Below are 25,502 nucleotides of genomic sequence, written 5' to 3' on the forward strand. Positions count from 1 at the left end.
CGGCTCACAGCTCGTGCCCGAGTGCGGCACCGAGCCGCCGCACCAGGTCGTACGCGGCGTCCGGGATGACCGTGCCCGGCGGGAAGACCGAGGCGGCACCCGCCTCGTGCAGGGCCTCGATGTCCTGCGGCGGGATCACCCCGCCCACCACGATCATGATGTCCTCGCGCCCCTCGGCCGCCAGCTCCTCCCGCAGCGCGGGGACGAGCGTGAGGTGACCGGCGGCCAGCGACGAGACGCCCACGATGTGGACGTCCGCCTCGACCGCCTGCCGGGCCACCTCGGCGGGCGTCTGGAACAGCGGGCCGACGTCCACGTCGAAGCCGAGGTCGGCGAAGGCCGACGCGATCACCTTCTGGCCGCGGTCGTGGCCGTCCTGGCCCATCTTCGCGACCAGGATGCGCGGGCGGCGGCCCTCCGCCTCCTCGAAGGCGTCGACCAGCTCGCGGGTACGGTCCACCGACGGGGACTCTCCTGCCTCTTTGCGGTACACCCCGGAGATCGTACGGATCTGGCCGGCGTGCCTCCCGTACACCTTCTCCAGCGCGTCCGAGATCTCGCCCACGGTGGCCATGGCGCGTGCCGCGTCCACCGCCAGTGCCAGCAGGTTGCCCTCCGGACCGGGACCCGGGGCGCGCCCCGCTGCCTCGGTCAGCGCGCGCAGCGCGTCCTGGCAGGCACTCTCGTCCCGCTCCGCCCGCAGCCGGCGGAGCTTCTCGATCTGCTGGGTGCGCACGGAGGAGTTGTCGACCGAGCGGACGTCGATCTTCTCGTCCGTCTCCACGCGGTACTTGTTGACGCCGATGACCGGCTGACGGCCCGAGTCGATGCGCGCCTGGGTACGGGCGGCGGCCTCCTCGATCCTCAGCTTCGGGATGCCCGCGTCGATGGCCTTCGCCATGCCGCCGGCGGCCTCGACCTCCTCGATGTGCTGCCAGGCCCGCCGTGCCAGGTCGTGGGTGAGCTTCTCCACGTACGCGCTGCCGCCCCACGGGTCGATGACCCGCCCGGTGCCGGACTCCTGCTGGAGGAGCAACTGCGTGTTGCGGGCGATGCGCGCCGAGAAGTCGGTGGGCAGGGCCAGCGCCTCGTCCAGCGCGTTGGTGTGCAGCGACTGCGTGTGCCCCTGGGTGGCGGCCATCGCCTCCACGCAGGTGCGGGTGACGTTGTTGAACACGTCCTGAGCCGTCAGCGACCAGCCGGAGGTCTGTGAATGGGTGCGCAAGGAGAGGGACTTGGGGTTCTTCGGTTCGAACTCCTTGACCAGCTTGGCCCAGAGCAGCCGGGCCGCCCGGAGCTTGGCGATCTCCATGAAGAAGTTCATGCCGATCGCCCAGAAGAACGACAGCCGGGGCGCGAACGCGTCCACGTCCAGCCCCGCGGCCCGGCCGGCCCGCAGGTATTCCACCCCGTCCGCCAGGGTGTAGGCCAGTTCCAGGTCGGCCGTCGCTCCGGCCTCCTGGATGTGATAGCCGGAGATGGAGATCGAGTTGTAGCGCGGCATCTTCCGCGAGGTGTACGCGAAGATGTCCGAGATGATCCGCATGGAGGGGCCCGGCGGATAGATGTAGGTGTTGCGGACCATGAACTCCTTGAGGATGTCGTTCTGGATGGTCCCGGCCAGCTTCTCCGGCGGTACGCCCTGTTCCTCGGCGGCCACGATGTACAGGGCCAGCACGGGGAGCACCGCGCCGTTCATCGTCATCGACACCGACATCCGGTCCAGCGGGATGCCGTCGAAGAGCTGGCGCATGTCGAGGATCGAGTCGATCGCCACGCCCGCCATGCCGACGTCACCGGTCACCCGGGGGTGGTCGCTGTCGTAACCCCGGTGCGTGGGCAGGTCGAAGGCGACGGAGAGCCCCTTCTGCCCGGCCGCGAGGTTGCGCCGGTAGAAGGCGTTGGACTCCTCGGCCGTGGAGAAACCGGCGTACTGACGGATCGTCCATGGCTGGTTGACGTACATCGTCGGGTAGGGGCCACGCAGGTACGGGGCGATGCCCGGGAAGGTGTCGAGGAAGTCGACGCCTTCCAGATCGTCCTCCGTGTACAGCGGCTTGACGGTGATGCCTTCGGGGGTCTCCCAGAGCAGGTCGTCCACCGAACTGCCGGTCGACTCCTTCACCGCGGCCCGCCAGCGGTCGGCCGAGGGCGCCGGGGGAGTGCCCGCGTCCAGCGGGACGGCGGAGAAGTCCGGGACGGGGCTCGCGGGGCTTCCGGCCGACGAGGTGTTCTCGGGGTTCTGCATCATGCCACTCCCAGTCGGTCGAGTACGGAGGAGAGCACGGCGACGGCATCGCAGCCGGCGAAGACGTAGCCGTCCACCCCGTCCACCTCGCCGGGGCGGCCGGCGAGCAGTACGTGGCCGGCTCCGGCGGCCACCAGCGCAGCGGCCACCCCGGCCGCCTCCCGCTCGTACACCGCGTCGGAGGAGCAGAGGCAGGCGATCTCGGCGCCGGACGCGGCGAACGCGTCGGCCACCGTCGCGGCGTCCACGGTGACGGGGCGCTGGACCGTCCCGACGCCGCCCGCCTGGAAGAGGTTCGTGGCGAAGGAGGCCCGGGCGGTGTGCGCCGAGGCGGGGCCGAGAGCCGCCAGGAAGACCTTCGGGCGGGCTCCCGTGGTGGCGAAATGGGCGTCCGACCGGCTCCGCAGCGCCTCGAAGGCCTCGTCGCGACGGACCTTCGGCAGGCCGCCGGACGGGGCGGTGGGCGCCGCCTCGCGCTCCACCGGGCGTTCGTCCAGGTGGGGGAACTCGCTGACCCCCGTCACCGGCTCCTTGCGGCGTGCCAGATCGCGGGAGCGCTTCTCCCAGGTCGCGGCGAGCCGCTCGGCGACCAGACCCGAGGCGGTGGCCGCCTCCAGACCGCCCGCGCGCTCGATCTCCTGGAAGAACGCCCAGGCGGCGACGGCCAGTTCCTCGGTGAGGGTCTCCACGTACCAGGAGCCGCCCGCCGGGTCGATGACCCGGGCCAGGTGCGACTCCTCCATCAGAATGGTGGAGGTGTTCCGGGCGATCCGACGGGCGAAGGCGTCCGGCAGCCCGAGCGCCTCGTCGAAGGGGAGGACCGTCACCGCGTCCGCCCCACCGACCCCCGCGCCCAGTGCGGCCAGCGTGGTGCGGAGCATGTTCACCCAGGGGTCGCGCCGCGTCATCATCACCGACGAGGTCACCGCGTGCTGCCGCTGGGCACCCGCGCCTGGCGCGCCGCAGGCCTGCGCGACCCGCGCCCACAGCCGGCGCGCGGCCCGCAGCTTGGCGATCGTCAGGAACTGGTCGGCGGTCGCCGCGTAACGGAACTCCAGCTGCGAACAGGCCGCCTCGACGGACAGCCCGGCGGCCGTGAGGGCCCTGAGGTACGCCACCCCGGTGGCGAGCGAGAGGCCCAGCTCCTGGGCCACGCCACCACCGGCCTCGTGGTACGGCAGCGCGTCCACGCTCAGCGCCCGCAGCCCCGGATACTCCCCGGCGCACCGTGCGGCCCACTCGACGGCGGTGGTCAGATCGGGCGTGTCACCCGTACGGGCCGCCGCACCCAGCGGATCGATGCCGAGCCCGCCGCGTACGGCCTCCGGGGCGACCCCCCGGTCCGCGTACAGCCGCACGAGTTCCGCCGCCGCCGCGCCGGAGTCGTCCCCGGCGTCGAGAGCCGGCGGCGCGAGGTCGAGGAGCACGCCGTCCAGCGCCCGGTCCAGACCGGAGACCGGTACACCACCGGGTCCGCCGACACGGAGCCAGAGCGAGGTGACGCCGTTCTCCAGATCGGCGAGCAGGGCCTCGTTCAGCCGGACCGGATCGCTCAGCGCGTGACGCTGCCGGACGTCCCAGCCGCCCGCGGCGTTCCCGGCTGGTCCGCCACCTCGGGTGAAGGGCGCGAAACCGGGCAGACCGGCCGGGGGCGTGCTGTTGCGGAAGGTGTACAGGGGGCGGGTGGTGAGCCCGTCCTCCAGCGTCGTGGACAGGGCTTCCAGCGCGGCCTCACCCGTGACGTCCTTGCCCGACTTGCGCAGCACACCCTCGACGAGGGTCTGCCACTGCTCCGGGGAGGCGTCAGCGAACTCGGCGGCCAGGGGGAGCCCGTCAGCAGGCAGGACCGTCATGCCCAGATGCTAGGACAGTTCGGCGGGGGACCAGCAGAGGATGTTGCTGTGACCTATCCCTCGCCGGTGTGCGTCCGGGCGTTCACGCAGCGTGTCACGGGGCGGCCGGAGCTGTCGGCGATACCCGCCAGATGTCCGGCTGTCCCCGGCCGGGGCGTCAGGACGGCCGGGTCGTCGTGGGGCCGGGTCGTCAGGTCAGAGATCCCTGACGAGGATCGCGGCCCCGTAGGTGTGAGGGTCCGCCTGCTCGGCCGGGAATCCCGCCGACACGAGGATCTCCAGCAGGGCACGCCGCATACCGGCGTGGACGGTCTCGAAGTGGCGGATCGCGTCGGGCAGGGCCGACGGATCGACTCCGCCCGCCAGCAGGTTCACGGCGGCCTCGGTCAGTTCCGTCGCCGTGTTCCATTCGACCAGCACACCGCCGACGACGAGAGCGTCCACATGGACCTCCGCACCGGCCCTCTCCTCGACATCGCCTCCGAAGCCTGCCCGGTACACGGGAATCCCCGCCCGGGCCAGGGCGCGGCACACCTCGTCGGCCTGTGCGTCGCGCCGGGCGACGACTTCCGGCGGGGCCTTCGGCGGCAGGTCGAACCCGTGCTCGGTCACGCGTCCCTCACTCCCATCCCCGCTGTTCGCCCGCCATCCCCGCTGTTCGCCCGCCATCGGAGCGGCCCGCGCCTCCGTGGCCCCGCTCGACGTAACCGGCCGGCAGCTCCTTCGCCTCACTCCGATGCCGGGGGGAGCAGGTGACCGACCACGTGGCCGGTATGCCCGGCCCCGGGAGCGGCGGTCAACTCGGACGCGCGGTCGCCACAGGGCTGCCGCTCGGTGCGGCGGTGATCTTCCGAGAATCGAATCCCTTCGCCTTCGGTTTGTCCGGATCGCCGTCTCCGAGTGCCCGGCGAAGGCGCTGCTCCCGGCCACGAGGTCCCCCGTCTCTGGGTCGTTCCGCACCCTCGTCCGCCGGGCCGGGGGCGCGTCATGCGCCGAAGGCCCCGCTCCGGCCGTCGCTCGCGCCGGCTTCGGTGTCGCTGGGCGCCCGGCCGCCCCTGCCGGGCAGAGATCTTCATTCGATCGGGTGCGGCGGCCCGTACCCGGATCGGGGCCGGGGATTCGATGTCCGGCAGCGAGCCGGGCGGGGGCCGGGTGCGACGGCGCGAACCGGGGCCGGGGCGGCACGAAGCAGGCGCGGGCGCCTTCGCGAGCGAGGAGCGGGGGCCCCTCTCCCGCCGCCGAAGTGCCGGTCCGCTCCGGCGCTTTCCGTTGTCGGATCGCCCCTGACATGCGACGTTGATACCTAAATGCGTAAAACGTCGGGAAAGAGGCAGTTCATCGTGCAGACCGCCCGGGCCGTCCCGGCCACCACCGTCGTCAATCTCCGGGATCTGGGCGGCATCGCCCTGGGCCGCGGCCAGCGGGTGCGGCAGGGGATCCTTCTGCGTTCGGGCCAGCTGAGCGAACTCGATCCGCAGCACGACCTGGCAGTCGCCGCCCTCGGCGTCCGTACGGTCGTCGACCTGCGAACCGCCGACGAACGCCACTGGGCCCCGGACCGGCTGCCCCCGAGAGCCAGACTCTTCGTCGCCGACGTGCTGGGAGGCAATCCCGGGGTCGCCCCGGCCCGCCTCAGGGCCCTGCTCGCCGATCCCGCCGCCGCCGAGGCGGCTCTGGGCGGCGGCAGGGCGGAGGAGGTGTTCGCCCAGACGTACCGCCAGATGGTGCTTTCCCCGGGCGCCGCGGCTGCCTACCGCGCCTTCCTGGAAACAGCGGCGGACGCCTCGGCCCGGCCTGTGCTCTTCCACTGCACGGCGGGAAAGGACCGCACGGGCTGGGCGACCGCGGTGCTGCTGATGATCCTGGGGGCGTCCCGGGAGACGGTCCGGGCCGAGTTCCTCGCGGTCAACCCCGCCGTGCGCCTCGCCTTCGCCCCCTCCGTCCAGCGCTTCCTCGACGCGGGCGGCGATCCGGCCATCGCGTCCGCCGTCATCGAGGCACGGCCCCACTATCTCGACGTGGCGCTGGACGCGATGGAGGAGCGGTGGGGCGGCCTCGACGGCTATGTACGCAGGGGGCTGAGGCTGCCGGAGCCGGTGGTGGAGCGGTTGCGGCAGGAACTGACCGCCCCCGTCGGCGTTCCGGTGTAAGTCGTGTCCGTCGGATCACGCCGGGGTACGACCTCGGTCCGCCGGACACCACTCGGCGCATGGGCCACGGGTGTCGCCGACGGCGACACCCGCAGGCGTGCGTCTGCGGTTCGGTGCGAGGGTGCGACCGGGCCGGTCATGGCGTCAGTGGCGGTGGCCTTGAGGGAGCGTGCTCTCCACCGGGGGTTCCGCTCGTGCGGGCAGGCCTGCTGCGATCGCGCCGGCGGCGCGTACGAGGGCGGCGACGGCCGGTGAGCGGGCGTCCTGGGGCCACGCGATGGCCAGTGTGCATTCCGGCAGGTCGCTGACCGGCCGGTACGCGACCCCGGGGCGCGGGTTGCGTCGGGCGACCGAGGCCGGTGCGAAGAACACGATGCTGCCCGTTTCGACGAGGTTGAAGATCTCCGACAAGTTGGAGGCTGGGCTCGCGGATCCGGGTCGGCGCGCGGTCGCGTGGCCGGCGTCGGCCGGCGCACCGCTGGGGAGTTTTCGGCCGGCCAGATCCGCCAGGCACAGCTGGGTACGGGCGGCAAGCGGGTCGGTGGCGGCCAGGGCGACCAGGACCGGCTCGGTGACCAGCGGCTCGCTGTCCAGCCCGCGGTCGTCCATGGGGCAGAGGACGAGTGCCGCGTCCGCCCGGCCGTCGCGCAGTGCCTGGGGTTGTTCACCGAATCCTCCGAGGACCAGTTCGGGGGGCAGGGCGGCGGGGTCGGCGCTGTAGGCGTCCAGGATCCGAGGCAGGAGGCCGCCGTCGATGTCGGCCTTCAGTGCGATGCGCAGCCGGGGTGAGGTGCTGCCCGCGTGCCGAGCTCGGTGAGCGGCGGCGGCGATCGCCTCCAGGGCGGTTCTGGCGTCGCGCAGCAGGACCTCTCCGGCGGCGGTGAGCTCCACCTGCCGGGTGGTCCGCTCGAACAGCATCACGCCGAGCTGCCGTTCCAGCTCCCGGATGGTGCGGGACAGGGGAGGCTGCGCCATGCCCAGCCGGGCGGCGGCCCGCCCGAAGTGCAATTCCTCCGCGACCGCGACGAAGTAGCGGAGCTGCCGCGCCTCCAGATCATTCATATCGCCAGGGTATCAATCGCGCTCACATCGGTCCTTCACCTGCACCGTCGCTCCGGGTTGACTCGAAAGCGACCGCCCGGCACCCCTGGGGTTCGCCGTCGACCGCCACGCATGGAGGCACTCATGATCGTCATTACTACGCCGACCGGTGACATCGGAAGCCAGGTCGTGGACCGCGTGCTCGACAGCGGTGAGCCGGCCCGGGTGATCGTCCGCGACCCCTCCCGCCTTCCGCAGCACGTACGCGCACAGGCCGAGGTGGTGGAGGGCTCCCACGGCGACGCGGACACGATCACGAAGGCGCTGGAGGGAGCCGACCGGCTGTTCTTGCTCGTTCCTCCGGCCGGTTTCCGTGACGCCGGCCCCGCCGGGCGCTACTACCTGGACTTCGCCCGCGCCGCGGCCCAGGAGGCAGCGAGCCGGGGTGTACGGATGGTGCACGTCACCTCCCTGGGCCACGGCTTCCAGGAACGAGCCGGACTTCTGTCGGCGGCGCTGGACATGGACGAGCTGATCGCGGCCACCGGTGTGCGGCACCGGGCCCTGGCATTGCCGTTCTTCATGGAGAACCTGCTCCGCCAGGCCCAGTCGATCACGGAGCAGGGAGTGTTCTCCATGGCGAACTCCGCGCACCGGCCGCTGTTGACCGTCGCCACCCGGGATGTGGCTGCCGCGGCGGCAGCGCTCCTGCTGGACACCGCCTGGAGCGGACAGGCCCGCGTTCCACTGGTCGCACCCGACAGCCTGACCCCCGACGCCATGGCCGAAATCATTTCCGAGACCCTGGGCCGCACGGTGCGCTACCAGCAGATCCCGCTCGCGGACTTCCGGGCCCGCCTGGTGCAGCACGGCGCGAGCCCCGCGCTGGCCGAGGACATGGCCGCCATGGTCGACGCGCAGAACGACGGAATCTACGACGCCGAACCCCACGACCCGGCCTCCGCCACCGCCACCGGCTTCCGCCAGTGGTGCCAGGACGTCCTCAAGCCGGCCGTCCGGTCCTGACCGGCGCCTCGCTCGGTGCCCGGCGCAACTGTCCCGATCCAGCACCGGGGGAACCGCCCCCGCACCCCGGCACCGGGCGGTGCCGAAGGGCGGAAGGCCGCGGACGGAGAACGCCCCAGCGGCCGGGAGGACGCGGACGCGTGTGTCCGTGTGCCTCCCGGCCGCTCGCTCGCTCGTGTTCCGGGGGAGGGGCCCCGGCTGGAGTCCGGGGCCGGACCTCCGGTGGGCGGGCCGGGGCGGGTCAGACCGCCAGCAGCCGGTCGGTGAGGTCGCGGTAGTGCTGGAGCACGATGCGCAACTGCTCCGTCCGCTCGCCGTTCTGCCCGCCGGCGCCCTCCGCCCCCTCTTCGCTGCGCAGTGCGGTGCTCCGCTCCGTGAGCGCCTTGACCAGGTTCTGGGTAACCGTGTCGAGGGTCTCGCCCGCCTCCCGGACAGCGCGCCGCGGGTCCTCCACGAAGTCGCTGACCGCGTGCCGCATGCGCCGCTCCAGCTCGTCGCGGTCGGTTCCGCCGAGCAGGGCCCCGTCGTGGTCCAGGCCGTTCACGGCGGACGGGGAGGTGCGGGAGGTGGCAGAGGCGCCGGAGGTGGCACCCGTGCTCCGGGTCTCCCGGTGCGCTCCGGCGCGGTCCGTACGATCCGGGCGCTCCACGCGGTCCGTACGATCCGGGCGCTCCACGCGGTCCGTACGATCCGGGCGCTCCACGCCGTCCGCGGAGTCCGTGCGGTCCGCGGGGGTCGCGCGGTCCGCGTCCCGCTCTGCGCCGGGGGTGCCGGTGCGGTCGGTGGTCGCGCGGTCGGTGTCCGCCGTCGCCGTACGGCTGCGCTCGGCCATACGGTCGGCGTGGTCAGCGGTGAGGTCACGGTCGGGGCTGTCGGCGGTCCGGGGGGCGTGTACGGGCTTGGGGCCCGCGGCGCTCCCGGCGCCGGTGGAGGGGGGTGCGGTGACCGCCGTCCGCGTCCGGTCGTCCGTGCGGCGGGAGTCCGGCGCCCCGTCGGTCCGCTCGCCGTCGGTCCGCTCACTGTTCGTAGAAGATCCGTACGTCATGACGTCACACTTCCCTTCGCGTGGTGCTGCTTCTTCATGTCCGTGGTGCGGGCCCGTTCGGCCGGTTCGGCCGTCCGCTTCCCGAGCAGTACGTCGAAGAGCGCGTGGGCCTCGACGAGGGCCTGACGCAGCTCCTCGGTGCCGCCCGAACCGTCGCGCGCCGTGTGCACGCGGCGGTAGGCGTCGACCTGCGGGGCGTGGTGGACCGACAGGGCCTCCGCGCGGTTCTCGACACCGCCCGCCTCCGGGTAACCGCGCTCCCGGGAAAGCTCGTCGAGGAGGTCACCGGCCTCGGCGACCGCGTCCTCGGGAGCGTCGACGAACCGCTCCTGCACCCGGGTCCAGCGCGCGGTGTACCGCTCCCGCGCCTCGGCCGACAGCGGTTGCTCGCTGATCGATCCGTGCCGCTTCACCCGCTCCTCGAGCTCCTGCTCGGCGAGCTTGGTGTCGCCCTGATGGCGGGCGAGCACCCGGTCGTACTCGGGTCCGAAACGACGCTTCAACCCGGCGCCGCCGGTCGCCCGCCCGCGCAGAAGGAGCCACCCGGCGATCGCCGCGAGGACGACGACACCGACGATGATCAGTACGGTCGTCATGATCGACGCTCCCCCCGTTCGCTGTCCGACACGCAGTTCTCTCGCACGGTGGTCAACTCCCTCCGGTCCGGGCTCCGACCGGTTGATCCGGCCGAGCGGGGTGCGTGAAGTCGTGTACCCCCGACCAGCAGTTCGAGACAGCACTGCTCGAACAGAGGCTCCGGGTACCGTGGACGGGTCCTGGCCGGAGTACGGAAGAGGTGTCCCGTGACCGAACGGAAGCCCCCTGGCGTCAGCTTCGATTCCTGGGTGGACCGCCAGATCCACGAGGCCGAGCAGCGCGGCGACTTCGCCTCCCTGCCGGGCTTCGGCAAGCCGCTCCCCGGCCTGGGGCGCACCTACGACGAGGACTGGTGGATCAAGGAGAAGATGCAGCGTGAAGGGCTGTCGGTCCTGCCGCCCGCCCTCGCTCTGCGCAAGGAGGCGGAGGACGTCCGTCGTGCGATCACCGAAGCGGTCTCCGAGCGCCGGGTGCGGGAACTGCTCGCCGCGATCAACGAGAAGATCGACGAGGCCGTACGGATGCCCCCGTCCGGGCCGCCGCTCAACCTCGGGCGCTTCGACGTCGAGAAGACGGTCGGCGAATGGCGCGCGGCACGGGCGGAGAGCCAGGGACGGTCCGTCTGAGCCGGCCACCGGGCCTCCTGCCGTCGCATGGCAGGAGGCCCGTTCCTACGGCGAAGACGCGACGGAGAACGGGGAGTCCGCGGACATGCTCGACCTGCGCAAGTTACGGGTGCTCCAGGAGCTGAGCCGGCTCGGCACCATCGCCGCGGCGGCCCAGGCTCTGCACCTCACCCCCCAGGCGGTCTCCCAGCAGATCGCAGCCCTGGGCAAGGAGCTGGGCGTGCCGCTGACCGAGCCCGTCGGGCGGCGACTGCGGCTCACCGCCGCCGCCCGGATCGTGCTGCGCCACGCCGACACCCTGTTCGAGCAGGTCGAGCGGATGCGGGCCGAACTGACCGCGCACCACGGCGGTGCGTGCGGGCAGGTGGCGGTAACCGGATTCTCCACCACCCTGTCGGCTCTCGTCCTGCCCGCGGTCGCACGCCTCAGGAAGGAGCGGCCGGCCCTGCACGTGGTGCTGGCCGAGGCCGATCCGCCGGAGAGCTTCGCCATGCTGCACCGCGGTGAGACCGACGTGGTGATCTCCGCGGACACCGCGCACAGTCCGGGGGGAAAGGGCACCCGCTTCCACCGGGAACCGCTGTGCGTGGACCCGTTCGACGTGGCGCTGCCGGAAGGCCACCCGCTGGCCGGCCGGTCCGGGCTGCGGCTCGCGGACCTGGCGGACGAGGCGTGGATCTTCGCGACCACCGGAATGTGTCACGACATCGGTGTCGCCGCATGCACGGCCGCCGGCTTCAGCCCGCGCGAGTCCCACGCCATCGGCGACTGGGAAGCCACCCTGTCCGCCGTCCGGCTCGGCCTGGGCGTCGCCCTGCTGCCCCGTCTGGCCCGCCCCGCGCCCCGCCCCGGAGTCACCGTACGGGCCTTCGCGCAGGCGCCGCCCAGCCGCCGGGTGTTCGCCGCGGTCCGGGAGGGCAGCCAGGCCGCGCCGGAGATCGCCGCCGTCCTGGAAGCGCTGCGCGAGGCCGCCACCGGGGCGGTGCGCGGCCGGAGCCGTATCACGGAGACGTGACCGGCAGCCTGACCATCCACATTTCCTGGACGGTACCCGCCACCAGACGTGGATGGACCCCGGGGGAACGGAATGCCAAGGTCGGAGCCGGGTCATTTCCCCCGGCGCACCCGCCGGACCATCCGACACCTTCCGTCCCGGAGGCCGCATTCCCATGTCCGGAGCAACCTGTGCGCGGCTTGCCGCACTGAGCCTGATCTGGGGCTCGGTCTTTCTGTGGATCAAGATTTCCGGATACGGATTCTCCCCCGTCCAGATGGTGCTCGTCCGACTGGCACTCGGCGCCGCCGTGGTCCTCGCGATCGCCCGGGCCAAGGGACTCCGCCTTCCCAGGAGCGGTCCGTACTGGGGCCACATCACGGTGGCGGCGCTGCTGGGCAATGCCGTCCCCTGGACCCTGTACGCCGAGGGCGAGCGCACCGGCTCCAGCGGTGTGGCCGCAGTGGTCAACACCGATCTGGACCCTGGCCGTCACCCTGTTGCCGGCCACCGAGAAGCGCGTCACCGCCGCCAAGGCGGCCGGCGTGCTGCTCGGTCTGGCAGGAACCGCCCTGATCGCCTCCCCCTGGAACGGTTCCAGTACGGGCAGCGGGGGAAGCGTCCTCTGTTTCTTCCTCGGTTCCGTCAGCTTCGGCGCCAGCTTCGCCTACATGGGCACGTTCCTGGTGGGACGGGGCATTCCGCCGCTGATGCTGGCCGGCGGCCAACTGGCCGTCGCCACCGGCCTCCTGCTCCTCGCCTTTCCCTTCCTGGGCCTGCGGGCCGTCGTCTGGCGCGCCGACTCGGTGATCTCCGTGATCATTCTCGGAGTGGTGTGCACCGGGGCCGCCGCTCTGCTCAACTTCGAACTGATCATCAAGGACGGCGCGACCACCGCCTCGACCGTCACTTATCTGATGACCGCCGTCGCCGTCGTCCTGGGCGCCCTGGTCCTGGACGAACCTCTGGGCTGGACCGTCTGGGCGGGCGCGGCGGCCGTTCTGGCCGCTACCGGGCTGCTGCGCCGAAAGCCCCGGGACCGCACCGGGCCGGCGCAGCCCGCCGCACCGCTCCCCGTCGCTGGAGAGTAACCAGCCCCGGGAGCCGGCGGGGTCCGTCTGCCGGGGTGCCGCGCCGAAGTCGAGCGACACCTGGCCGAGGCCGAGCCGGCCCGCCCCGTCGGGGAGGAGGGGGGCATGCCGGAAGCCACCGCGCAGTCGGCTGTCCGAAGCACCGACGGCAGCCCGGCCGGGTCGACGACGAGGGAGTGGCTGTCGGTGTCGTACGTGTTCGGCAGGCCCGGGCAGCCGCTCCAGAGGGTCGCGGTGCCGCAGCCGGGGGCCGTCACGTCCTGGGATCCGACGAAAGTTTTCCAGCGCCGGGAGCTCATGGCGCTGAGCGCCGCAGAGCTCCCAAGAGTGCTGAAACGTTCGATCGCGTGTGGATTCTCCGCCCGTCCGCGCGGGTGCCCGGCGACCCCGGAAACAGCCCGGGGCTCCGCACCGCGCGACGCCCGGGCGATACTTCCCCCATGAACGCGCGGAGCACCGGCCCCGGTGAGGTACGGATCAGGCGAGCCGTCGCCAAGGACGCCAAGCGCCTGACCCGCCTGGTCAGGACCTCCCGGGCGTACGAGGGCCATTGGGCGCCCATGGTGGAGGGGTACCGTGTCGGACCCGACTACATCGAGGCCCACCGGGTCTTCGTCGCGGTGGACGGGCCAGACGGTCCGGTGCTGGGTTTCTACTCCCTCGTGCTCGACCACGTTCCCTGTTCTCAGCCACGTCCGCAGAGCCCCCACCACCCCGGCGGAGCCACGGGTGAGCTGGACCTCATGTTCGTCGCCGACGCCTCCCAGGGACGGGGGATCGGCCGATGGCTGATCGGGCACCTGCGTGAAGAGGCCCGCCGCGCCGGTCTCGACACCGTCCGGGTGGTCTCCCACCCGCCCTCCGAGGGCTTCTACCTCAGCGTCGGCGCCGAACGCACCGGCACGGCACCCGCGACCCCGCCGTACGTGATGTGGGACCGGCCCGAACTGATGCTCCCCATCGCCTGACCGGCGCCCGCCTGGGAGAGTGGACGGGCGAGGACAACGGCCCGGCCCTCGAAAACCTGAGCCTCACTCTCGCCACCGGCCGGATCGTGGCGCTGGTGGGGGAGAACGGCAGCGGGAAGTCGACGCTGGTCAAGCTGTTGTGCGGGCTGTACCAGCCGGACTCCGGCCGCATCCTCTGGGACGGCGTCGACGCCCGCGAGGCCGACCGGCAGGAGCTGGTGTCGCGGGTCGCCGTCGTCGGTCAGGACTTCTACCAGTGGCCCTTCACCGCCGCCGCGAACGTCGGCATCGGCCGTACCGACGAGCCCTTCGACACCGCGCGCCTCGAACGCTCCGCCGCCTCCGCCGGGGCCGACCGGCTGATCGAGGGGCTCCCGCGCGGCTGGCGGACTCTGCTCGCCCGGGGCTACCAGGGCGGCCACCAGCTCTCCGGCGGCCAGTGGCAGCGCATCGGCATCGCGCGGGCCCACTACCGGGGCGGTGAGGTCCTGATCGTGGACGAGCCGACAAGCGCCCTCGACGCCAGAGCCGAACAGCAGCTCTTCGAGCAGATCCGCAGCCTCGCCGACACCGGCCAGACCGTCGTCCTCATCACCCACCGGCTCGGCAGCGTACGGGCCGCCGACGAGATCCACGTACTGGAGAGCGGCAAGGTCGTGGAGAGCGGGTCCTTCGACGCGCTGATGTCGGACGATCATCCCGGCCCGGGGACGTTCCGCGCCCTGTACGGGATTCAGGCCGCCCAGTACGGAGTGAGGGCCGCCGAGGTTCCGGCGGCCCGGACGGCCCCTGCCGACCTCGCCGGCGGGTGGAACTCGTCGGCGGACTTGTAGCCGGGCCCGCACCCCTGACGCTGCCGCTCGCGACCGCCGTACACCCGCCGGAGGGGGCCCGCCGAACGGTCCCACGGCGGTACGACCATCACAGGATTCACCGGTACGAGGGAGGGGAAGGCGTAGGACTCCGGCCGGAGGGATCGCCCCGGCCGGGCTTGTCGACGAGGGAGAACTACGGTGGCGGCAGCTCGGGACGACGGACGGCAGGAGAGCCCGGAGGAGCGCGCGGACCGGCAATGGGGGGAGTTGCTGCAGGAGCTCCGTGTCGCGCAGACGGGTGTGCAAATCCTGTTCGGGTTCCTGCTCGCCGTGGTCTTCCAGCCGCGCTTCGCCGAGCTGGCCGACCCCGACCGGGCCATCTACGTCATCACGGTGATACTGGGCTCCTCGACGGCCGCGGCCCTCATCGGCCCCGTCTCGTACCACCGGCTGCTCTCCGGCCGCCGGATGAAGCCGCAGACCGTCGCCTGGGCGGCCCGGCTGACGATACTCGGGCTCATTCTGCTCTTCTGCACCATGTGCAGCGCGCTGCTGCTCATCCTGCGCGTGGCACTCCACAATCACCTGGCGCTCTGGCTCGTCGCCGGTATGGCGCTGTGGTTCGCCGTCTGCTGGTTCGTCTTCCCGCTGTGGGCGATCGCCCGCGACAACCGGCAGGAGGCCGGTCCGGCGGAGTCCTGAGCCGACCCCACGAACCGCGCAGCCCGGACGCGCCTCCCGACCGTACTCAGGTCAGGCCCGCCTCCGGGCTGCTGGCGTCCGTGACGCCGAAGACCGCGCCGTCGGGGTCGCGCACCACCGCCTCGGTACCACCCCGGACCTCGTGGAGGGCGATGACCGTGCCACCGGCCCGGCGAACTGCCTCCGCCGTCTCGGCCACGTCCTCCACGAGGAACTGAACCTGCCAGTGGGGGCGCAGGACCGGATCGGGCGAGGCCTCCACCGCGCCTGAGCTGATCCGCGCCAGCGGGCGGCCCTCGAAGCGCACGATGACCTCGTCCTCCTCGTAGGAGACCTCGCAACTACCGGGCCGGCCGCTGGCCCAGTCGAGTACCCCGCCGTAGAAGATCGCGGCGTCGAAGGCGTTCCGGGTGCGCAGCCGCAGCCAGGCGTACGAGCGGTCCGCGGGCGAGGACCGCCCGGAGGAGGGTGTGAGGCGCTCCCAGAGTCCGAAGACCGCTCCGTCCAGGTCGGAGGCCAGGACCCCGCGCCCCTCGTTGAGCGTCAGCGGCCCCACCGCGACCGTCGCGCTGCGTTCGCGGACGCGCCCGGCGGCGACGTCCGCGTCCGGGACGGCGAAGTACGGCAGCCAGGCGACGGCGGTCTGGTACGAGGACGAGACGCCCCCGATGCCCGCCAGCGGTACCCCGCGCAGGCGGGCGACGCAGAACTCGGGCCCGAGTTTGCTGGGGTGGAAGGTCCAGCCGAGGGCGGCGCCGTAGAAGTGCTGTGCGGCTTCCAGATCCCGGGTGAGCAGGTTGACCCAGCAGGGTGCCGCCGCGCCCGTCAGCGGCGCGGCGGCGGGGGGCGTACGGGGATCGCTTCCGGTCATCTTCACACTGCCTTCGTCCGGTCGGGCGGGCCCGTCCGCGGGCTGCCGCCGGGCCAGAACCAGCGTCGGCCGACCGGCCCGGTCCCGCAACACGCGAGCCCGGCATGATCGGGACGGGAAGGGCCGTGCCGCGTCCGGCCGTTGCCGTCGGGCAGCCTTCAGACGGCGGTCGCGGCGTCGAGCACCCCGCGCAGGAGGTCCACGGGGCCATGGTGGCGCGCCGTCCCCTGCGGGAGGTGTGCCGGCGATTCCCGTCATCGCGCGAAGGCCCCCGACCGACGTGCCCGCTGTCGAGGCGATTGCCGCGGGCCCGGCCCGGCCCGCTCCGACCGGCTTCTTCCGGCTCGGCCGTGACGCCCGGGACCAGCTGATCGGCGAGTCCGCCGACCCCGCGCCGCCGGAAGAAGCCTTCTAGGCTCCGCCGCGGGGAGGTGCGTTGGTGATGTCGAGGTAGACGTGGTCGGCCTGGGGCCAGGTCCGGTTGACCGTCTCCCTGATGCGGACGGAGACCCGCTCGATCTCCTCACTGTCGATGCCCGGCGACAGGTCGACCCGTGCGGCCACCAGGACCGAGTCGAGCCCCAGCCGCATGGTGAGGAGGGACTCGACGTTGTCGATCTCGTCCTGGCCGCCGAGGAAGTCCTCGATCTCCTTCTGCAACGCGGGGTCGGCGGACTCGCCGATCAGCTGGTCCCGGGCGTCCCGGCCGAGCCGGAAGGCCACGTGGACGAGCAGCAGCCCGATGGCCAGCGAGGCGGACCCTTCCCAGACGACGTTCCCGGTGACCAGGTGCAGCGCCATGCCGGCCATGGCCAGGACCACGCCGAGCACGGCGGTGGCGTCCTCCGCGACCACCGTGCGCAGCGCGGGATCCTTCGCGCCGCCCTCCTCGCCCCGCACCTGGTGCAGGGCCCGGACGAGGGACGTGCCCTCGGCCACCAGCGCCACACCGAGGACGGCCAGGCCGACCGCGTATCCGGACGGGGACTCCTGGTCGTGGCTGCGCAGTGCCTCGAAGCCCTGGAAGAAGGAGAAACAGCCGCCCATGACGAAGATCCCCACCGCCGCCAGCAGGGACCAGAAGTACCGTTCCTTGCCGTAGCCGAACGGGTGACGCGCGTCGGGCGGGCGGCGGCTGCGCCGCAGCGCGGCGAGGAGGAAGACCTCGTTCATGCTGTCGGCGACCGAGTGCGCCGCCTCGGACAGCAGGGCCGGGGAGCCCGACAGAAGGCCGCCCACGGTCTTGGCGGCCGCGATCACCAGATTCGCCGCGAGGGCGACGAGCACGGTGATCCGGGTCCGCCGGTCGGCGGCCTTCCCGCTCTCCGCGCCCGCCGCCCCCGAGTCGGGTGCGTCCGGGGGAGCGCCGGGGGGCCGGCGCTCGGTGCGTATGCCCTCAGTCACGGGGCCGGTCGCTCTCCGGCGGTGTGGTTCCCGTGTCGCGCTCCCCGAGCTCGTAGGGGGACAGGGCGTGGCCGTCGTCGGGGAAACGGTCCTCGCCGTGCACGTTCTCCTGCTGGATGTGCGAGCGATGGTCCGGCGGGACGGGCTGTTCGTCGGCGCGCGGGGGCGGCAGTTCCTTGTCGCGGCGGCGCATGCCGAACCAGAAGGCGCCGATGAGCAGGGCCACGACAGCGAACGCGGCGATGATGAGGCCGGTCCCCAGCGCTCCGGATACGGCGAGCGTGGAGGATGCGGCGGTCTGGGCTCCGTTCGATACGTCCATGCATGCCGGATACCCCGGATGCCGAGCGTCAGACAGTGATTCATTCGAATTCATGTTTTGTAGCTATATGGCCGGATAAGTGTTTTGTATGGTGAAAATTGGCTACACGATGATGACCGAGCAGACCGGCCCCCGGGAGCTGGTGGCTGACGTCGTCGCCGCCGAACGCGCGGGATTCGACTTCTCCGTCACCTCCGACCACTACTTCCCCTGGCTGTCCGAGCAGGGGCACGCCCCGTACGCCTGGACCGTGCTCGGCGCCGCCGCGCAGGCCACCTCGACCATTCCGCTCATGACGTACGTGACCTGCCCGACCGTGCGCTACCACCCGGCCGTCGTCGCCCAGAAGGCCGCGACGCTCCAGATCCTGTCCGAGGGCCGCTTCCGGCTGGGGCTCGGATCGGGCGAGAACCTCAACGAACACGTCACCGGCGCCGGGTGGCCGCGCGCCAGGGTACGGCTCGACATGCTGGAGGAGGCGGCTCGCATCATCGGGGCCCTCTTCGACGGAGGCGTGGTGAACCATGCCGGTACCCACTTCCAGGTGGAGAACGCCCGGCTGTGGGACCTTCCGGAGACCCGGGTGCCGATCGGGATCGCCGTCTCCGGGCCGAAGTCCTGCGCGATCGCGGGGGAACTGGCGGACCTCGTCGTCGCCACCGAGCCGAAGGCCGGACTGCTCGACGCCTTCGCCCGCCACGGCGGCGCCGGCAAACCCTCGGTCGGCCAGCTACCCGTCTGCTACGACCCCGACCGGAGTGCTGCGGTGGCCCGGGCGCACGAGCAGTTCCGCTGGTCGGTGGGCGGCTGGAAGGTCAACTCCGAGCTGCCGGGGCCGGACGGATTCGACCAGGCCACCGCGTACGTCCGCCCCGAGGACGTCGCCGGGGCCATCCCCTGCGGGAGCGACGTGGACGAGTTCACCGAAGCGGTCCGCGCCTACCGCGACGCGGGCTTCACGGAGATCGCCCTCATCCAGGTCGGCGGGGCGCACCAGCAGCCGTTCATCTCCTGGGCGGAGAAGAAGCTGCTGCCCGCGCTCCGCACCCTGTAGGCCGTTTCCCGCGCGTGATCGCCACGCGTACGCGGTGACTTCCCGGGCAGGACCCCTGGACAGGCACTGCGCCGACTGCCGTATCCGTGTCGCCGACTTCCGGACGCCGCGCGAGCCTGGGAGCGGGCCGGCTCCGCCGCGTCCGGCTCCCGAGAAAGGAACCATGGTGAACACCACCGACAGGACCGCTTCCGAGCATCAGGAGAACTATGACGTCCTGGTCTCGCTGAGCGAATGCACGACCGACGACGCGAGCACCGTGTTCGAGGTGCTCCGCCGCTCCTTCACCTCCGACCGGACCGCCGCCGACTCCCCCTCCGACACGAAGGGGCCCCGCCCGACCGTCTGGTCCGCGACCGTCGACGTCTCCACCAAGAAGGAGGCCGCCCAACCCGCCTCGCTCGGCGGAGCGGTCACCCTCGACGCCCAGGGCGGCTACTGGGCGGTGGACCGGCTGCGCGGACATCTCGGGGAGGTCTTCTCGGTGGAGGACGTCGGTACCGCGGCGGGGGACCAGGAACAGGAACTCAGGCTGCGGCTCACCAGCCGCTGATCGCCCGCCCCGCACCTCCACCGTCCCGACGGTCAGAAACGGAAGGCACCCGAGCATGGAACCCCACCGGCTGGTCGAGGACGCGGAGACCGTCCTCCGGATCCCCCCGGGAGAACCGGAGGACGGCGGCGTGCCCGGCGGCCTCCCCGACCGTTCCGCCGTCACCCTCCACGTCAACGGCGCGGCCAGGACGGTGACGCTCGACCACCGCACCACGCTTCTGGACGCCCTGCGTGAACACCTCGGCCTCACCGGGGCGAAGAAGGGCTGCGACCACGGGCAGTGCGGGGCCTGCACCGTCCTCGTCGACGGCCGCCGCGCCAACAGCTGCCTGCTGCTGGCCGTCGCCCAGGACGGCGCCCGGGTCACCACGGTCGAGGGGCTGGCCGGGAACGGCCGGCTCCACCCCGTGCAGGAGGCGTTCGTGGAGCGCGACGCTCTCCAGTGCGGCTACTGCACGCCCGGCCAGATCTGCTCCGCCGTCGGCATGCTCACCGAGGCGGAGGACGGCTTCCCCTCCCACGCGACCGGGCCGGCCGCCCTCGCCGCGGGCGGCCCCGTCGCCCTCGGGCCCGAGGAGATCCGCGAGCGGATGAGCGGCAACCTCTGCCGGTGCGGCGCCTATCCGCACATCGTCGAAGCGATTGAGGACGTGGCCCGATGAAACCCCTCGGTTACCTGCGGCCCGCCTCCGTCGCGGAAGCGGTACGAACGGTGGCGGTGCACCCAGGTGCCCGCTTCCTCGGCGGCGGGACGAACCTCGTCGACCTGATGAAGCTCGGTGTCGAGACGCCGGGCGTCCTCGTCGACGTCACCCGGTTGCCCCTGGACCGCACCGAGCCGACCTCCGAGGGCGGGCTGCGCATCGGGGCGACCGTCCGCAACAGCGATCTCGCCGCGCACCCCCTCGTGCGCGAGAGGTACCCGGCCCTCTCCCAGGCGCTGCTCGCGGGGGCGTCCGGCCAGCTGCGCAACGTCGCGACCACCGGCGGCAACCTCCTCCAGCGCACCCGCTGCCCGTACTTCCAGGACGTGTCCAAACCGTGCAACAAGCGGGCCCCCGGAACCGGTTGCCCCGCGCGCGAGGGCGCCCACCGCGACCTCGCCGTCCTCGGCCACTCCGAGAACTGCGTCGCCACCCACCCCTCGGACCTGTCCGCCGCCCTCGCGGCCCTCGACGCCACCGTCGTGCTCCACGGGCCGGAGGGCGAACGAACCGTGCCCGTCACCGGGTTCCACCGGCTGCCGGGGGAGAACCCGGACCAGGACACCGTGATCCGCCCCGGCGAGCTGATCACCGAAGTGGTGCTGCCCCCGGCCCCCGCAGGCTCGGCGCAGCTCTACCGCAAGGTCCGCGACCGGGCCTCGTACGCCTTCGCGCTCGTCTCCGTCGCCGCTGTCCTCACCGTCCGCGACGGCCGCGTCCAGCACGCCGCCCTCGCCTTCGGCGGTCTCGCCCACCGGCCCTGGCGGGCGACCGCGGCGGAGGCCGTGCTGCTCGGCGCCCCGGCCACCGCCGAGACCTTCGCCCGCGCCGCCGCCGCCGAACTCGCCGCCGCCCGGCCGCTGCGCGACAACGCCTTCAAGGTGGACCTCGCCCGCAGGCTGACCGTCGACGCGCTCACCGAACTCACCGGACGGGCCGCCGCCTGACCGGCCGGCACCCGCCCGCGCCCCGTACCCCGACTCCGCCCGAGGACCCGTCATGAGCCACGCCCCCCAGCCGCTCGGTGCCCCCGTCGTCCGCCGCGAAGCCCGGGAGAAGGTCACCGGGGCGGCGCGCTACGCCGCGGAGCACACCCCGCCCGGCTGCCTGTACGCGTGGCCCGTCCCGGCCACCGTGCCCAGCGGGCGGGTGACCGCCGTCCGCACCGCCGACGCGCTCGCCCTCCCCGGCGTCCACGCCGTGCTCACCCACGAGACCGCGCCCCGCCTGCACACTCCCGACGACCCGATCCTCGCGGTGCTCCAGGACGACCGGGTCCCGCACCGGGGCTGGTACGTCGCACTGGTGGTGGCCGACAGCCTCGAAGCGGCCCGGGCCGGAGCCGACGCGGTGGTCACCGAGTACGCGCGCGAACCGCACGACGTCGTCCTCACCGACGATCACCCCGGGCTGTACACCCCGGAGAAGGCCAACGGCGGCTTTCCGGCGGTCAGCGAACGCGGCGACTTCACGCGGGCCTACGAGGACGCGGAGAACCGGATCGACACGACGTACCGGATCGGCCCCCTCCACAACCACCCGATGGAACCGCACGCCAGCACCGCCCGGTGGGAGGACGGCCGGCTGACCGTCCACGACTCCAGCCAGGGCTCCAGCACGGTCCGCGACACCTTGGCCGCCGTCTTCGGCGTCGACCCCGGCCGGGTGACCGCGATCTCCGAACACGTCGGCGGCGGGTTCGGCTCGAAGGGCACCCCGCGCCCCCAGGTGGTGCTCGCCGCCATGGCCGCGCTGCACACCGGCCGGCCCGTGAAGCTCGCCCTGCCGAGGAAGCACCTGCCCGCCGTCGTCGGCCACCGCGCGCCCACCGTGCACCGCGTGCGGATCGGCGCGGACGACGACGGCATGATCACCGCCCTCAGCCACGAGGTCGCCACCCACACCTCCACCGTCAAGGAGTTCGTGGAGCAGGCCGCCGTACCGGCCCGGATCATGTACGCCTCCCCGCACAGCCGGACCGTGCACCGGGTGGCCGCGCTCGACGTCCCGAGCCCCTCCTGGATGCGCGCCCCCGGCGAGGCGTCAGGGATGTACGCCCTGGAGTCCGCGATGGACGAACTGGCCTGCGCGCTCGGCATCGACCCCGTCGAGCTGCGGGTACGCAACGAACCCGCCACCGAGCCCGACTCGGGGAAACCGTTCAGCAGCCGCAACCTCCTCGCCTGCCTGCGCGAGGGCGCCGAGCGCTTCGGCTGGCACGACCGCGACCGCCGCCCCGCCTCACGGCAGGACGGGCGCTGGCTGCTCGGTACGGGCGTCGCCTCGGCGACGTACCCCGTCCTCGTCGGGGCCTGCTCGGCCGCCGCGCACGCAGCCGCCGACGGGAGTTTCCTCGTCGAGGTGAACGCCACGGACATCGGCACCGGCGCCCGTACCGTCCTCGCCCAGATCGCGGCCTCCGCGCTCTCCACCGACGCCGACCGGGTCCGGGTCGCCCTCGGCGACAGCGACCTCCCCACCGCGCCGCTCGCCGGCGGCTCCTCCGGCACCGCCTCCTGGGGATGGGCGGTGCACAAGGCCGCGGCCGCCCTCGCCGCCCGGCTCGCCACGCACTCCGGGCCGCTGCCCGCCGAGGGCATCACGGTGCGCGCCGACACCGGCGAGGAGACCGGCGCCGAGTCCCCGTACTCCCGGCACGCCTTCGGCGCCCACTTCGCGGAGACCGCCGTCGACTCGCTCACCGGCGAGGTCCGGGTGCGCAGGCTGCTCGGCGTCTACGCCGCCGGACGCATCCTCAACGCCCGGACCGCGCGCTCCCAGTTCATCGGCGGCATGGTCATGGGCATCGGAATGGCGCTCACCGAGGGCAGCACCCTGGACCCTGTGTACGGCGACTTCACCGAGAGCGACCTCGCCGCGTACCACGTACCGGCCTGCGCCGACGTGCCGGCCGTCGAGGCGCACTGGATCGACGAGGACGACCCCCACCTCAACCCGATGGGCAGCAAGGGGATCGGCGAGATCGGCATCGTCGGTACCGCGGCCGCCATCGGCAACGCCGTGCGCCATGCCACCGGGGCGAGGCTGACCGAACTCCCGCTCACCCCGGACAAAATCCTGCCGTACCTGCTGTAGGGCCTCTCGTCGAGGGCGCTCCGCACCCTGGTAGCCGCCTCCACCAGCGGCGACCGGCCCAACTGTTGCGCACCCGGCCCAGCGGCGTCACCCTGAGGAGTGACACAGAAGTGATGACCGCTCACGCTTCGTGCTCAGGGGTCGTCGGTTCACGACGGACACGCACGTGGGCCTCGCGGTGAGGAGCCCCGACGATGACCGTTCCACTCGACCGGCACTATCTGGTCGAACTGCAGGTGTCGGCAGAACGCGTTTCCCAGCTGCGGCGCATCGTCGCGGCGCACCTGCGCCACTGGAGTCTCGAACTGCACGTCCGCCCGGTCTGCCGGGCGCTCGATGAACTGCTGACCAACGTCCACCGGCACGTCGGCGGCGACAACGAGTGCGTCGTCGAACTCCGCTGGACCGGCCGTCACCTGACGGTGGCCGTGGCCGACAACGGCGCGGGGATGCCGAGACTGCTCGACACCGGCGGCGGGCTGAGCCGGGTCATGGCGCTCAGCGACAGCTGGGGCACCTGCCGCACCGACGACGGCAAAGTCGTCTGGTTCACCCGGTACGCCGAGGTGCCGCGCCCGACCGGCCTGCTGCCCCGCACCCCGCCGGACACCGCCCCCGAGTCCCGGCCGCTGCCCTCCACAGCCTTCGCCTGACCGTTCCCGGCCCCCTGCCCGGCCGATCCGGATCGCGTGCCCCCGGCGCGCATGATCCGCGTCGGCCGGGTAGGCGCTGCGACGGAGCCCGCGTTGCGCCGGGCGTGAAGGCGCGGGACGGTCGAAGAACCCAGGCAAGGAGGCCACAGCCATGCCCATCGCGACAGTCAACCCCGCGAACGGCGAAACCCTGAAGACGTACGACGCGATCGGCGAGGCGGAGATCGAACGGCGGATCGCCACCGCGTACGACACGTTCCGTACCTACCGCACCACGGGCTTCGCCGAGCGGGCCGCACTGCTGGAGAAGGCCGCCGACCTCCTGGACGCCGACCGCGACGCCATCGCCCGCACCATGACCCTCGAAATGGGCAAGCCGCTGGCCGCCGCGCGCGCCGAGGCCGCCAAATGCGCCAAGGCCATGCGCTGGTACGCGGCCCACGCCGAACGACTGCTGGCCGACGAGCACCCGGCGGACGAAGACGTGAAGGACTCCGGAGCGACCCGCGCCCGGGTCCACTACCGGCCGCTCGGCGTCGTCCTCGCCGTGATGCCGTGGAACTTCCCGCTCTGGCAGGTGGTCCGCTTCGCGGCGCCCGCGCTGATGGCGGGCAACGTCGGGCTCCTCAAGCACGCGTCGAACGTCCCGCAGACCGCCCTCTACCTGGGCGACCTGTTCCGCCGGGCCGGCTTCCCCGTAGGGGTCTTCCAGACGCTGCTGATCGGCTCCGGCGCCGTCGAGGCGATCCTGCGCGACGACCGGGTCGCCGCGGCCACCCTCACCGGCAGCGAACCCGCCGGCCGCTCCGTCGCCGCGACCGCCGGGGACTCGGTGAAGAAGACCGTCCTCGAACTCGGCGGCAGCGACCCCTACCTCGTGCTGCCTTCGGCCGACGTCGAGCGGGCCGCGAAGACCGCCGTCACCGCCCGGGTCCAGAACAACGGGCAGTCCTGCATCGCCGCCAAACGGTTCATCGTCCACACCGACGTCTACGACGCCTTCGCCGAACGCTTCACCACCGCCATGAAGGCCCTCACGGTCGGCGACCCGCTCCAGGAGTCCACCGACGTCGGCCCGCTCTCCAGCGAACAGGGCCGCACCGACCTGGAGGAACTGGTCGACGACGCCCTCGGCAAGGGGGCTCGGGCGCTCTGCGGCGGGGGACGGCCCGAGGGGCTCGGCGGCGAACTGGAACACGGCTGGTTCTACGCGCCCACCGTCCTCGCCGGCATCACCCCGCAGATGCGGATCCACCGCGAGGAGACCTTCGGCCCGGTGGCGACCCTCTACCGGGTCTCCGGGCTTGACGAGGCCCTGGAGATCGCCAACGACACCCCCTTCGGTCTGAGTTCCAACGTATGGACCCGGGACCCCGACGAGATGGAGGCCTGCGTCCGGGACCTGGAGGCCGGCGGAGTCTTCTTCAACGGCATGACCGCCTCCCACCCCGCACTGCCCTTCGGCGGGGTGAAGCGCTCCGGCTACGGCAGGGAGCTCGCCGGCCACGGCATCCGGGAGTTCTGCAACGCGACCACCGTCTGGTACGGCCCCACGGGGGACGGCGGGGCATGACCCGGCCCCCGAAGCCCCGCCGGTCACCGTCCGGCCGCCGCACCCGCGCCCGGGCCGTGCCCACCCCCGCGCCGCTTCCATCCGCGCCCCGTCCACCCCAGCCGCGTTTCCGCC

General features: G+C 72.7%; 25 protein-coding genes and 1 pseudogene. 17 read left to right on the forward strand and 9 right to left on the reverse strand.

Going from position 1 to position 25,502, the window contains the following annotated elements:
- Positions 1–4 precede the first annotated feature (4 nt).
- The 3 genes from scpA to ACFZAX_RS10755 all read right to left on the reverse strand — a co-directional run bounded on the left by scpA (position 5) and on the right by ACFZAX_RS10755 (position 4,713).
- Complete coding sequence (gene scpA, locus ACFZAX_RS10745; RefSeq protein ID WP_390961004.1) at positions 5–2,248, reverse strand: methylmalonyl-CoA mutase; 2,244 nt, start codon at positions 2,246–2,248, stop codon at positions 5–7.
- Positions 2,248–4,101 (reverse strand): methylmalonyl-CoA mutase family protein, encoded by a 1,854-nt coding sequence (locus ACFZAX_RS10750; protein WP_390960699.1) that lies wholly within the window; start codon positions 4,099–4,101, stop codon positions 2,248–2,250. The genes scpA and ACFZAX_RS10750 overlap by 1 nt, the downstream gene beginning before the upstream one ends.
- A gap of 195 nt (positions 4,102–4,296) precedes the next feature.
- Positions 4,297–4,713: a hypothetical protein gene (locus ACFZAX_RS10755; RefSeq protein WP_390960700.1), complete on the reverse strand. Its 417-nt coding sequence runs from the start codon at positions 4,711–4,713 to the stop codon at positions 4,297–4,299.
- 728 nt (positions 4,714–5,441) lie between these two features.
- On the opposite strand from ACFZAX_RS10755, the gene ACFZAX_RS10760 reads away from it, so the two are divergent.
- Positions 5,442–6,251: a tyrosine-protein phosphatase gene (locus ACFZAX_RS10760; RefSeq protein ID WP_390961005.1), complete on the forward strand. Its 810-nt coding sequence runs from the start codon at positions 5,442–5,444 to the stop codon at positions 6,249–6,251.
- Positions 6,252–6,395: 144 nt separating this feature from the next.
- Here the strand turns inward: ACFZAX_RS10760 and ACFZAX_RS10765 are convergent, their stop codons facing one another.
- Complete coding sequence (locus tag ACFZAX_RS10765) at positions 6,396–7,313, reverse strand: LysR family transcriptional regulator (RefSeq protein WP_390960702.1); 918 nt, start codon at positions 7,311–7,313, stop codon at positions 6,396–6,398.
- Positions 7,314–7,436: 123 nt separating this feature from the next.
- On the opposite strand from ACFZAX_RS10765, the gene ACFZAX_RS10770 reads away from it, so the two are divergent.
- Complete coding sequence (locus ACFZAX_RS10770; RefSeq protein ID WP_390960703.1) at positions 7,437–8,318, forward strand: NmrA family NAD(P)-binding protein; 882 nt, start codon at positions 7,437–7,439, stop codon at positions 8,316–8,318.
- Positions 8,319–8,559: 241 nt separating this feature from the next.
- Here ACFZAX_RS10770 and ACFZAX_RS10775 read toward each other — a convergent pair whose 3' ends face one another.
- Both ACFZAX_RS10775 and ACFZAX_RS10780 read right to left on the reverse strand, forming a co-directional pair.
- Positions 8,560–9,363 (reverse strand): hypothetical protein, encoded by an 804-nt coding sequence (locus tag ACFZAX_RS10775; RefSeq protein WP_390960704.1) that lies wholly within the window; start codon positions 9,361–9,363, stop codon positions 8,560–8,562.
- The gene (locus ACFZAX_RS10780; RefSeq protein WP_390960705.1) at positions 9,360–9,959 is read right to left on the reverse strand and encodes a hypothetical protein; all 600 of its coding nucleotides are present in this window, start codon (positions 9,957–9,959) and stop codon (positions 9,360–9,362) included. The genes ACFZAX_RS10775 and ACFZAX_RS10780 overlap by 4 nt, the downstream gene beginning before the upstream one ends.
- A gap of 207 nt (positions 9,960–10,166) precedes the next feature.
- Here ACFZAX_RS10780 and ACFZAX_RS10785 point away from each other — a divergent pair, with 207 nt between their 5' ends.
- From ACFZAX_RS10785 to ACFZAX_RS10815, 7 genes and pseudogenes are all read left to right on the forward strand, one after another.
- Positions 10,167–10,586 (forward strand): DnaJ family domain-containing protein, encoded by a 420-nt coding sequence (locus tag ACFZAX_RS10785; RefSeq protein WP_390960706.1) that lies wholly within the window; start codon positions 10,167–10,169, stop codon positions 10,584–10,586.
- Positions 10,587–10,671: 85 nt separating this feature from the next.
- Positions 10,672–11,601, forward strand: coding sequence for a LysR substrate-binding domain-containing protein (locus ACFZAX_RS10790; RefSeq protein ID WP_390960707.1), 930 nt, complete (start codon positions 10,672–10,674; stop codon positions 11,599–11,601).
- Between the two features lie 154 nt (positions 11,602–11,755).
- A pseudogene (locus ACFZAX_RS10795) lies at positions 11,756–11,992 on the forward strand (EamA/RhaT family transporter); the annotation flags it as partial.
- A 40-nt stretch (positions 11,993–12,032) separates the two neighbouring features.
- Positions 12,033–12,671, forward strand: a complete 639-nt coding sequence (locus ACFZAX_RS10800; protein ID WP_390960708.1) for an EamA family transporter — start codon at positions 12,033–12,035, stop codon at positions 12,669–12,671.
- Positions 12,672–13,111: 440 nt separating this feature from the next.
- On the forward strand, positions 13,112–13,639 hold the full coding sequence (locus ACFZAX_RS10805) for a GNAT family N-acetyltransferase (protein ID WP_390961006.1): 528 nt from the start codon (positions 13,112–13,114) through the stop codon (positions 13,637–13,639).
- Entirely contained in the window at positions 13,603–14,472 is an 870-nt protein-coding gene (locus ACFZAX_RS10810; RefSeq protein WP_390960710.1) for an ATP-binding cassette domain-containing protein, read from the forward strand. Before ACFZAX_RS10805 ends, ACFZAX_RS10810 begins: the two co-directional genes overlap by 37 nt.
- 180 nt (positions 14,473–14,652) lie before the next feature.
- A complete protein-coding gene (locus ACFZAX_RS10815; protein WP_390960712.1) occupies positions 14,653–15,156 on the forward strand; it encodes a DUF6328 family protein in 504 nt (167 codons plus the stop codon).
- 46 nt (positions 15,157–15,202) lie between these two features.
- Here the strand turns inward: ACFZAX_RS10815 and ACFZAX_RS10820 are convergent, their stop codons facing one another.
- Complete coding sequence (locus tag ACFZAX_RS10820) at positions 15,203–16,027, reverse strand: VOC family protein (protein WP_390960713.1); 825 nt, start codon at positions 16,025–16,027, stop codon at positions 15,203–15,205.
- Positions 16,028–16,307: 280 nt separating this feature from the next.
- On the opposite strand from ACFZAX_RS10820, the gene ACFZAX_RS10825 reads away from it, so the two are divergent.
- Positions 16,308–16,442 (forward strand): hypothetical protein, encoded by a 135-nt coding sequence (locus tag ACFZAX_RS10825; RefSeq protein WP_390960715.1) that lies wholly within the window; start codon positions 16,308–16,310, stop codon positions 16,440–16,442.
- Here ACFZAX_RS10825 and ACFZAX_RS10830 read toward each other — a convergent pair.
- Both ACFZAX_RS10830 and ACFZAX_RS10835 read right to left on the reverse strand, forming a co-directional pair.
- Positions 16,439–17,320, reverse strand: coding sequence for a cation diffusion facilitator family transporter (locus tag ACFZAX_RS10830; protein ID WP_390961008.1), 882 nt, complete (start codon positions 17,318–17,320; stop codon positions 16,439–16,441). The genes ACFZAX_RS10825 and ACFZAX_RS10830 overlap by 4 nt on opposite strands.
- Positions 17,321–17,423: 103 nt before the next feature.
- Entirely contained in the window at positions 17,424–17,753 is a 330-nt protein-coding gene (locus tag ACFZAX_RS10835) for a DUF6479 family protein (RefSeq protein ID WP_390960717.1), read from the reverse strand.
- Positions 17,754–17,841: 88 nt separating this feature from the next.
- On the opposite strand from ACFZAX_RS10835, the gene ACFZAX_RS10840 reads away from it, so the two are divergent.
- The 7 genes from ACFZAX_RS10840 (at position 17,842) to ACFZAX_RS10870 (ending at position 25,388) form a co-directional block, all read left to right on the forward strand.
- Positions 17,842–18,807, forward strand: coding sequence for a TIGR03557 family F420-dependent LLM class oxidoreductase (locus tag ACFZAX_RS10840; RefSeq protein ID WP_390960718.1), 966 nt, complete (start codon positions 17,842–17,844; stop codon positions 18,805–18,807).
- Between the two features lie 163 nt (positions 18,808–18,970).
- Complete coding sequence (locus ACFZAX_RS10845) at positions 18,971–19,360, forward strand: hypothetical protein (protein ID WP_390960719.1); 390 nt, start codon at positions 18,971–18,973, stop codon at positions 19,358–19,360.
- Between the two features lie 55 nt (positions 19,361–19,415).
- Positions 19,416–20,024: a 2Fe-2S iron-sulfur cluster-binding protein gene (locus ACFZAX_RS10850; protein ID WP_390960720.1), complete on the forward strand. Its 609-nt coding sequence runs from the start codon at positions 19,416–19,418 to the stop codon at positions 20,022–20,024.
- Positions 20,021–21,013 (forward strand): FAD binding domain-containing protein, encoded by a 993-nt coding sequence (locus tag ACFZAX_RS10855; RefSeq protein ID WP_390960722.1) that lies wholly within the window; start codon positions 20,021–20,023, stop codon positions 21,011–21,013. The genes ACFZAX_RS10850 and ACFZAX_RS10855 overlap by 4 nt, the downstream gene beginning before the upstream one ends.
- A gap of 52 nt (positions 21,014–21,065) precedes the next feature.
- The gene (locus ACFZAX_RS10860) at positions 21,066–23,162 is read left to right on the forward strand and encodes a molybdopterin cofactor-binding domain-containing protein (RefSeq protein WP_390960723.1); all 2,097 of its coding nucleotides are present in this window, start codon (positions 21,066–21,068) and stop codon (positions 23,160–23,162) included.
- 194 nt (positions 23,163–23,356) lie between these two features.
- Entirely contained in the window at positions 23,357–23,815 is a 459-nt protein-coding gene (locus tag ACFZAX_RS10865; protein WP_390960724.1) for an ATP-binding protein, read from the forward strand.
- Positions 23,816–23,966: 151 nt separating this feature from the next.
- Complete coding sequence (locus ACFZAX_RS10870; protein ID WP_390960725.1) at positions 23,967–25,388, forward strand: NADP-dependent succinic semialdehyde dehydrogenase; 1,422 nt, start codon at positions 23,967–23,969, stop codon at positions 25,386–25,388.
- Positions 25,389–25,502 lie beyond the last annotated feature (114 nt).

It is taken from the genome of Streptomyces sp. NPDC008125 (genome assembly GCF_042957125.1).
In the GTDB taxonomy this organism is placed as follows: Bacteria; Actinomycetota; Actinomycetes; order Streptomycetales; family Streptomycetaceae; genus Streptomyces.

What these genes read in the sequence shown, in the direction of transcription:
- scpA (WP_390961004.1), bottom strand. Translation starts at nt 2,248, where the DNA reads ATGCAGAACCCCGAGAACACCTCGTCGGCCGGAAGCCCCGCGAGCCCC.
- ACFZAX_RS10750 (WP_390960699.1), bottom strand. Translation starts at nt 4,101, where the DNA reads ATGACGGTCCTGCCTGCTGACGGGCTCCCCCTGGCCGCCGAGTTCGCT.
- ACFZAX_RS10765 (WP_390960702.1), bottom strand. Translation starts at nt 7,313, where the DNA reads ATGAATGATCTGGAGGCGCGGCAGCTCCGCTACTTCGTCGCGGTCGCG.
- ACFZAX_RS10770 (WP_390960703.1), top strand. Translation starts at nt 7,437, where the DNA reads ATGATCGTCATTACTACGCCGACCGGTGACATCGGAAGCCAGGTCGTG.
- ACFZAX_RS10775 (WP_390960704.1), bottom strand. Translation starts at nt 9,363, where the DNA reads ATGACGTACGGATCTTCTACGAACAGTGAGCGGACCGACGGCGAGCGG.
- ACFZAX_RS10780 (WP_390960705.1), bottom strand. Translation starts at nt 9,959, where the DNA reads ATGACGACCGTACTGATCATCGTCGGTGTCGTCGTCCTCGCGGCGATC.
- ACFZAX_RS10790 (WP_390960707.1), top strand. Translation starts at nt 10,672, where the DNA reads ATGCTCGACCTGCGCAAGTTACGGGTGCTCCAGGAGCTGAGCCGGCTC.
- ACFZAX_RS10805 (WP_390961006.1), top strand. Translation starts at nt 13,112, where the DNA reads ATGAACGCGCGGAGCACCGGCCCCGGTGAGGTACGGATCAGGCGAGCC.
- ACFZAX_RS10820 (WP_390960713.1), bottom strand. Translation starts at nt 16,027, where the DNA reads ATGACCGGAAGCGATCCCCGTACGCCCCCCGCCGCCGCGCCGCTGACG.
- ACFZAX_RS10835 (WP_390960717.1), bottom strand. Translation starts at nt 17,753, where the DNA reads ATGGACGTATCGAACGGAGCCCAGACCGCCGCATCCTCCACGCTCGCC.
- ACFZAX_RS10840 (WP_390960718.1), top strand. Translation starts at nt 17,842, where the DNA reads ATGGTGAAAATTGGCTACACGATGATGACCGAGCAGACCGGCCCCCGG.
- ACFZAX_RS10845 (WP_390960719.1), top strand. Translation starts at nt 18,971, where the DNA reads ATGGTGAACACCACCGACAGGACCGCTTCCGAGCATCAGGAGAACTAT.
- ACFZAX_RS10850 (WP_390960720.1), top strand. Translation starts at nt 19,416, where the DNA reads ATGGAACCCCACCGGCTGGTCGAGGACGCGGAGACCGTCCTCCGGATC.
- ACFZAX_RS10855 (WP_390960722.1), top strand. Translation starts at nt 20,021, where the DNA reads ATGAAACCCCTCGGTTACCTGCGGCCCGCCTCCGTCGCGGAAGCGGTA.
- ACFZAX_RS10860 (WP_390960723.1), top strand. Translation starts at nt 21,066, where the DNA reads ATGAGCCACGCCCCCCAGCCGCTCGGTGCCCCCGTCGTCCGCCGCGAA.
- ACFZAX_RS10865 (WP_390960724.1), top strand. Translation starts at nt 23,357, where the DNA reads ATGACCGTTCCACTCGACCGGCACTATCTGGTCGAACTGCAGGTGTCG.
- ACFZAX_RS10870 (WP_390960725.1), top strand. Translation starts at nt 23,967, where the DNA reads ATGCCCATCGCGACAGTCAACCCCGCGAACGGCGAAACCCTGAAGACG.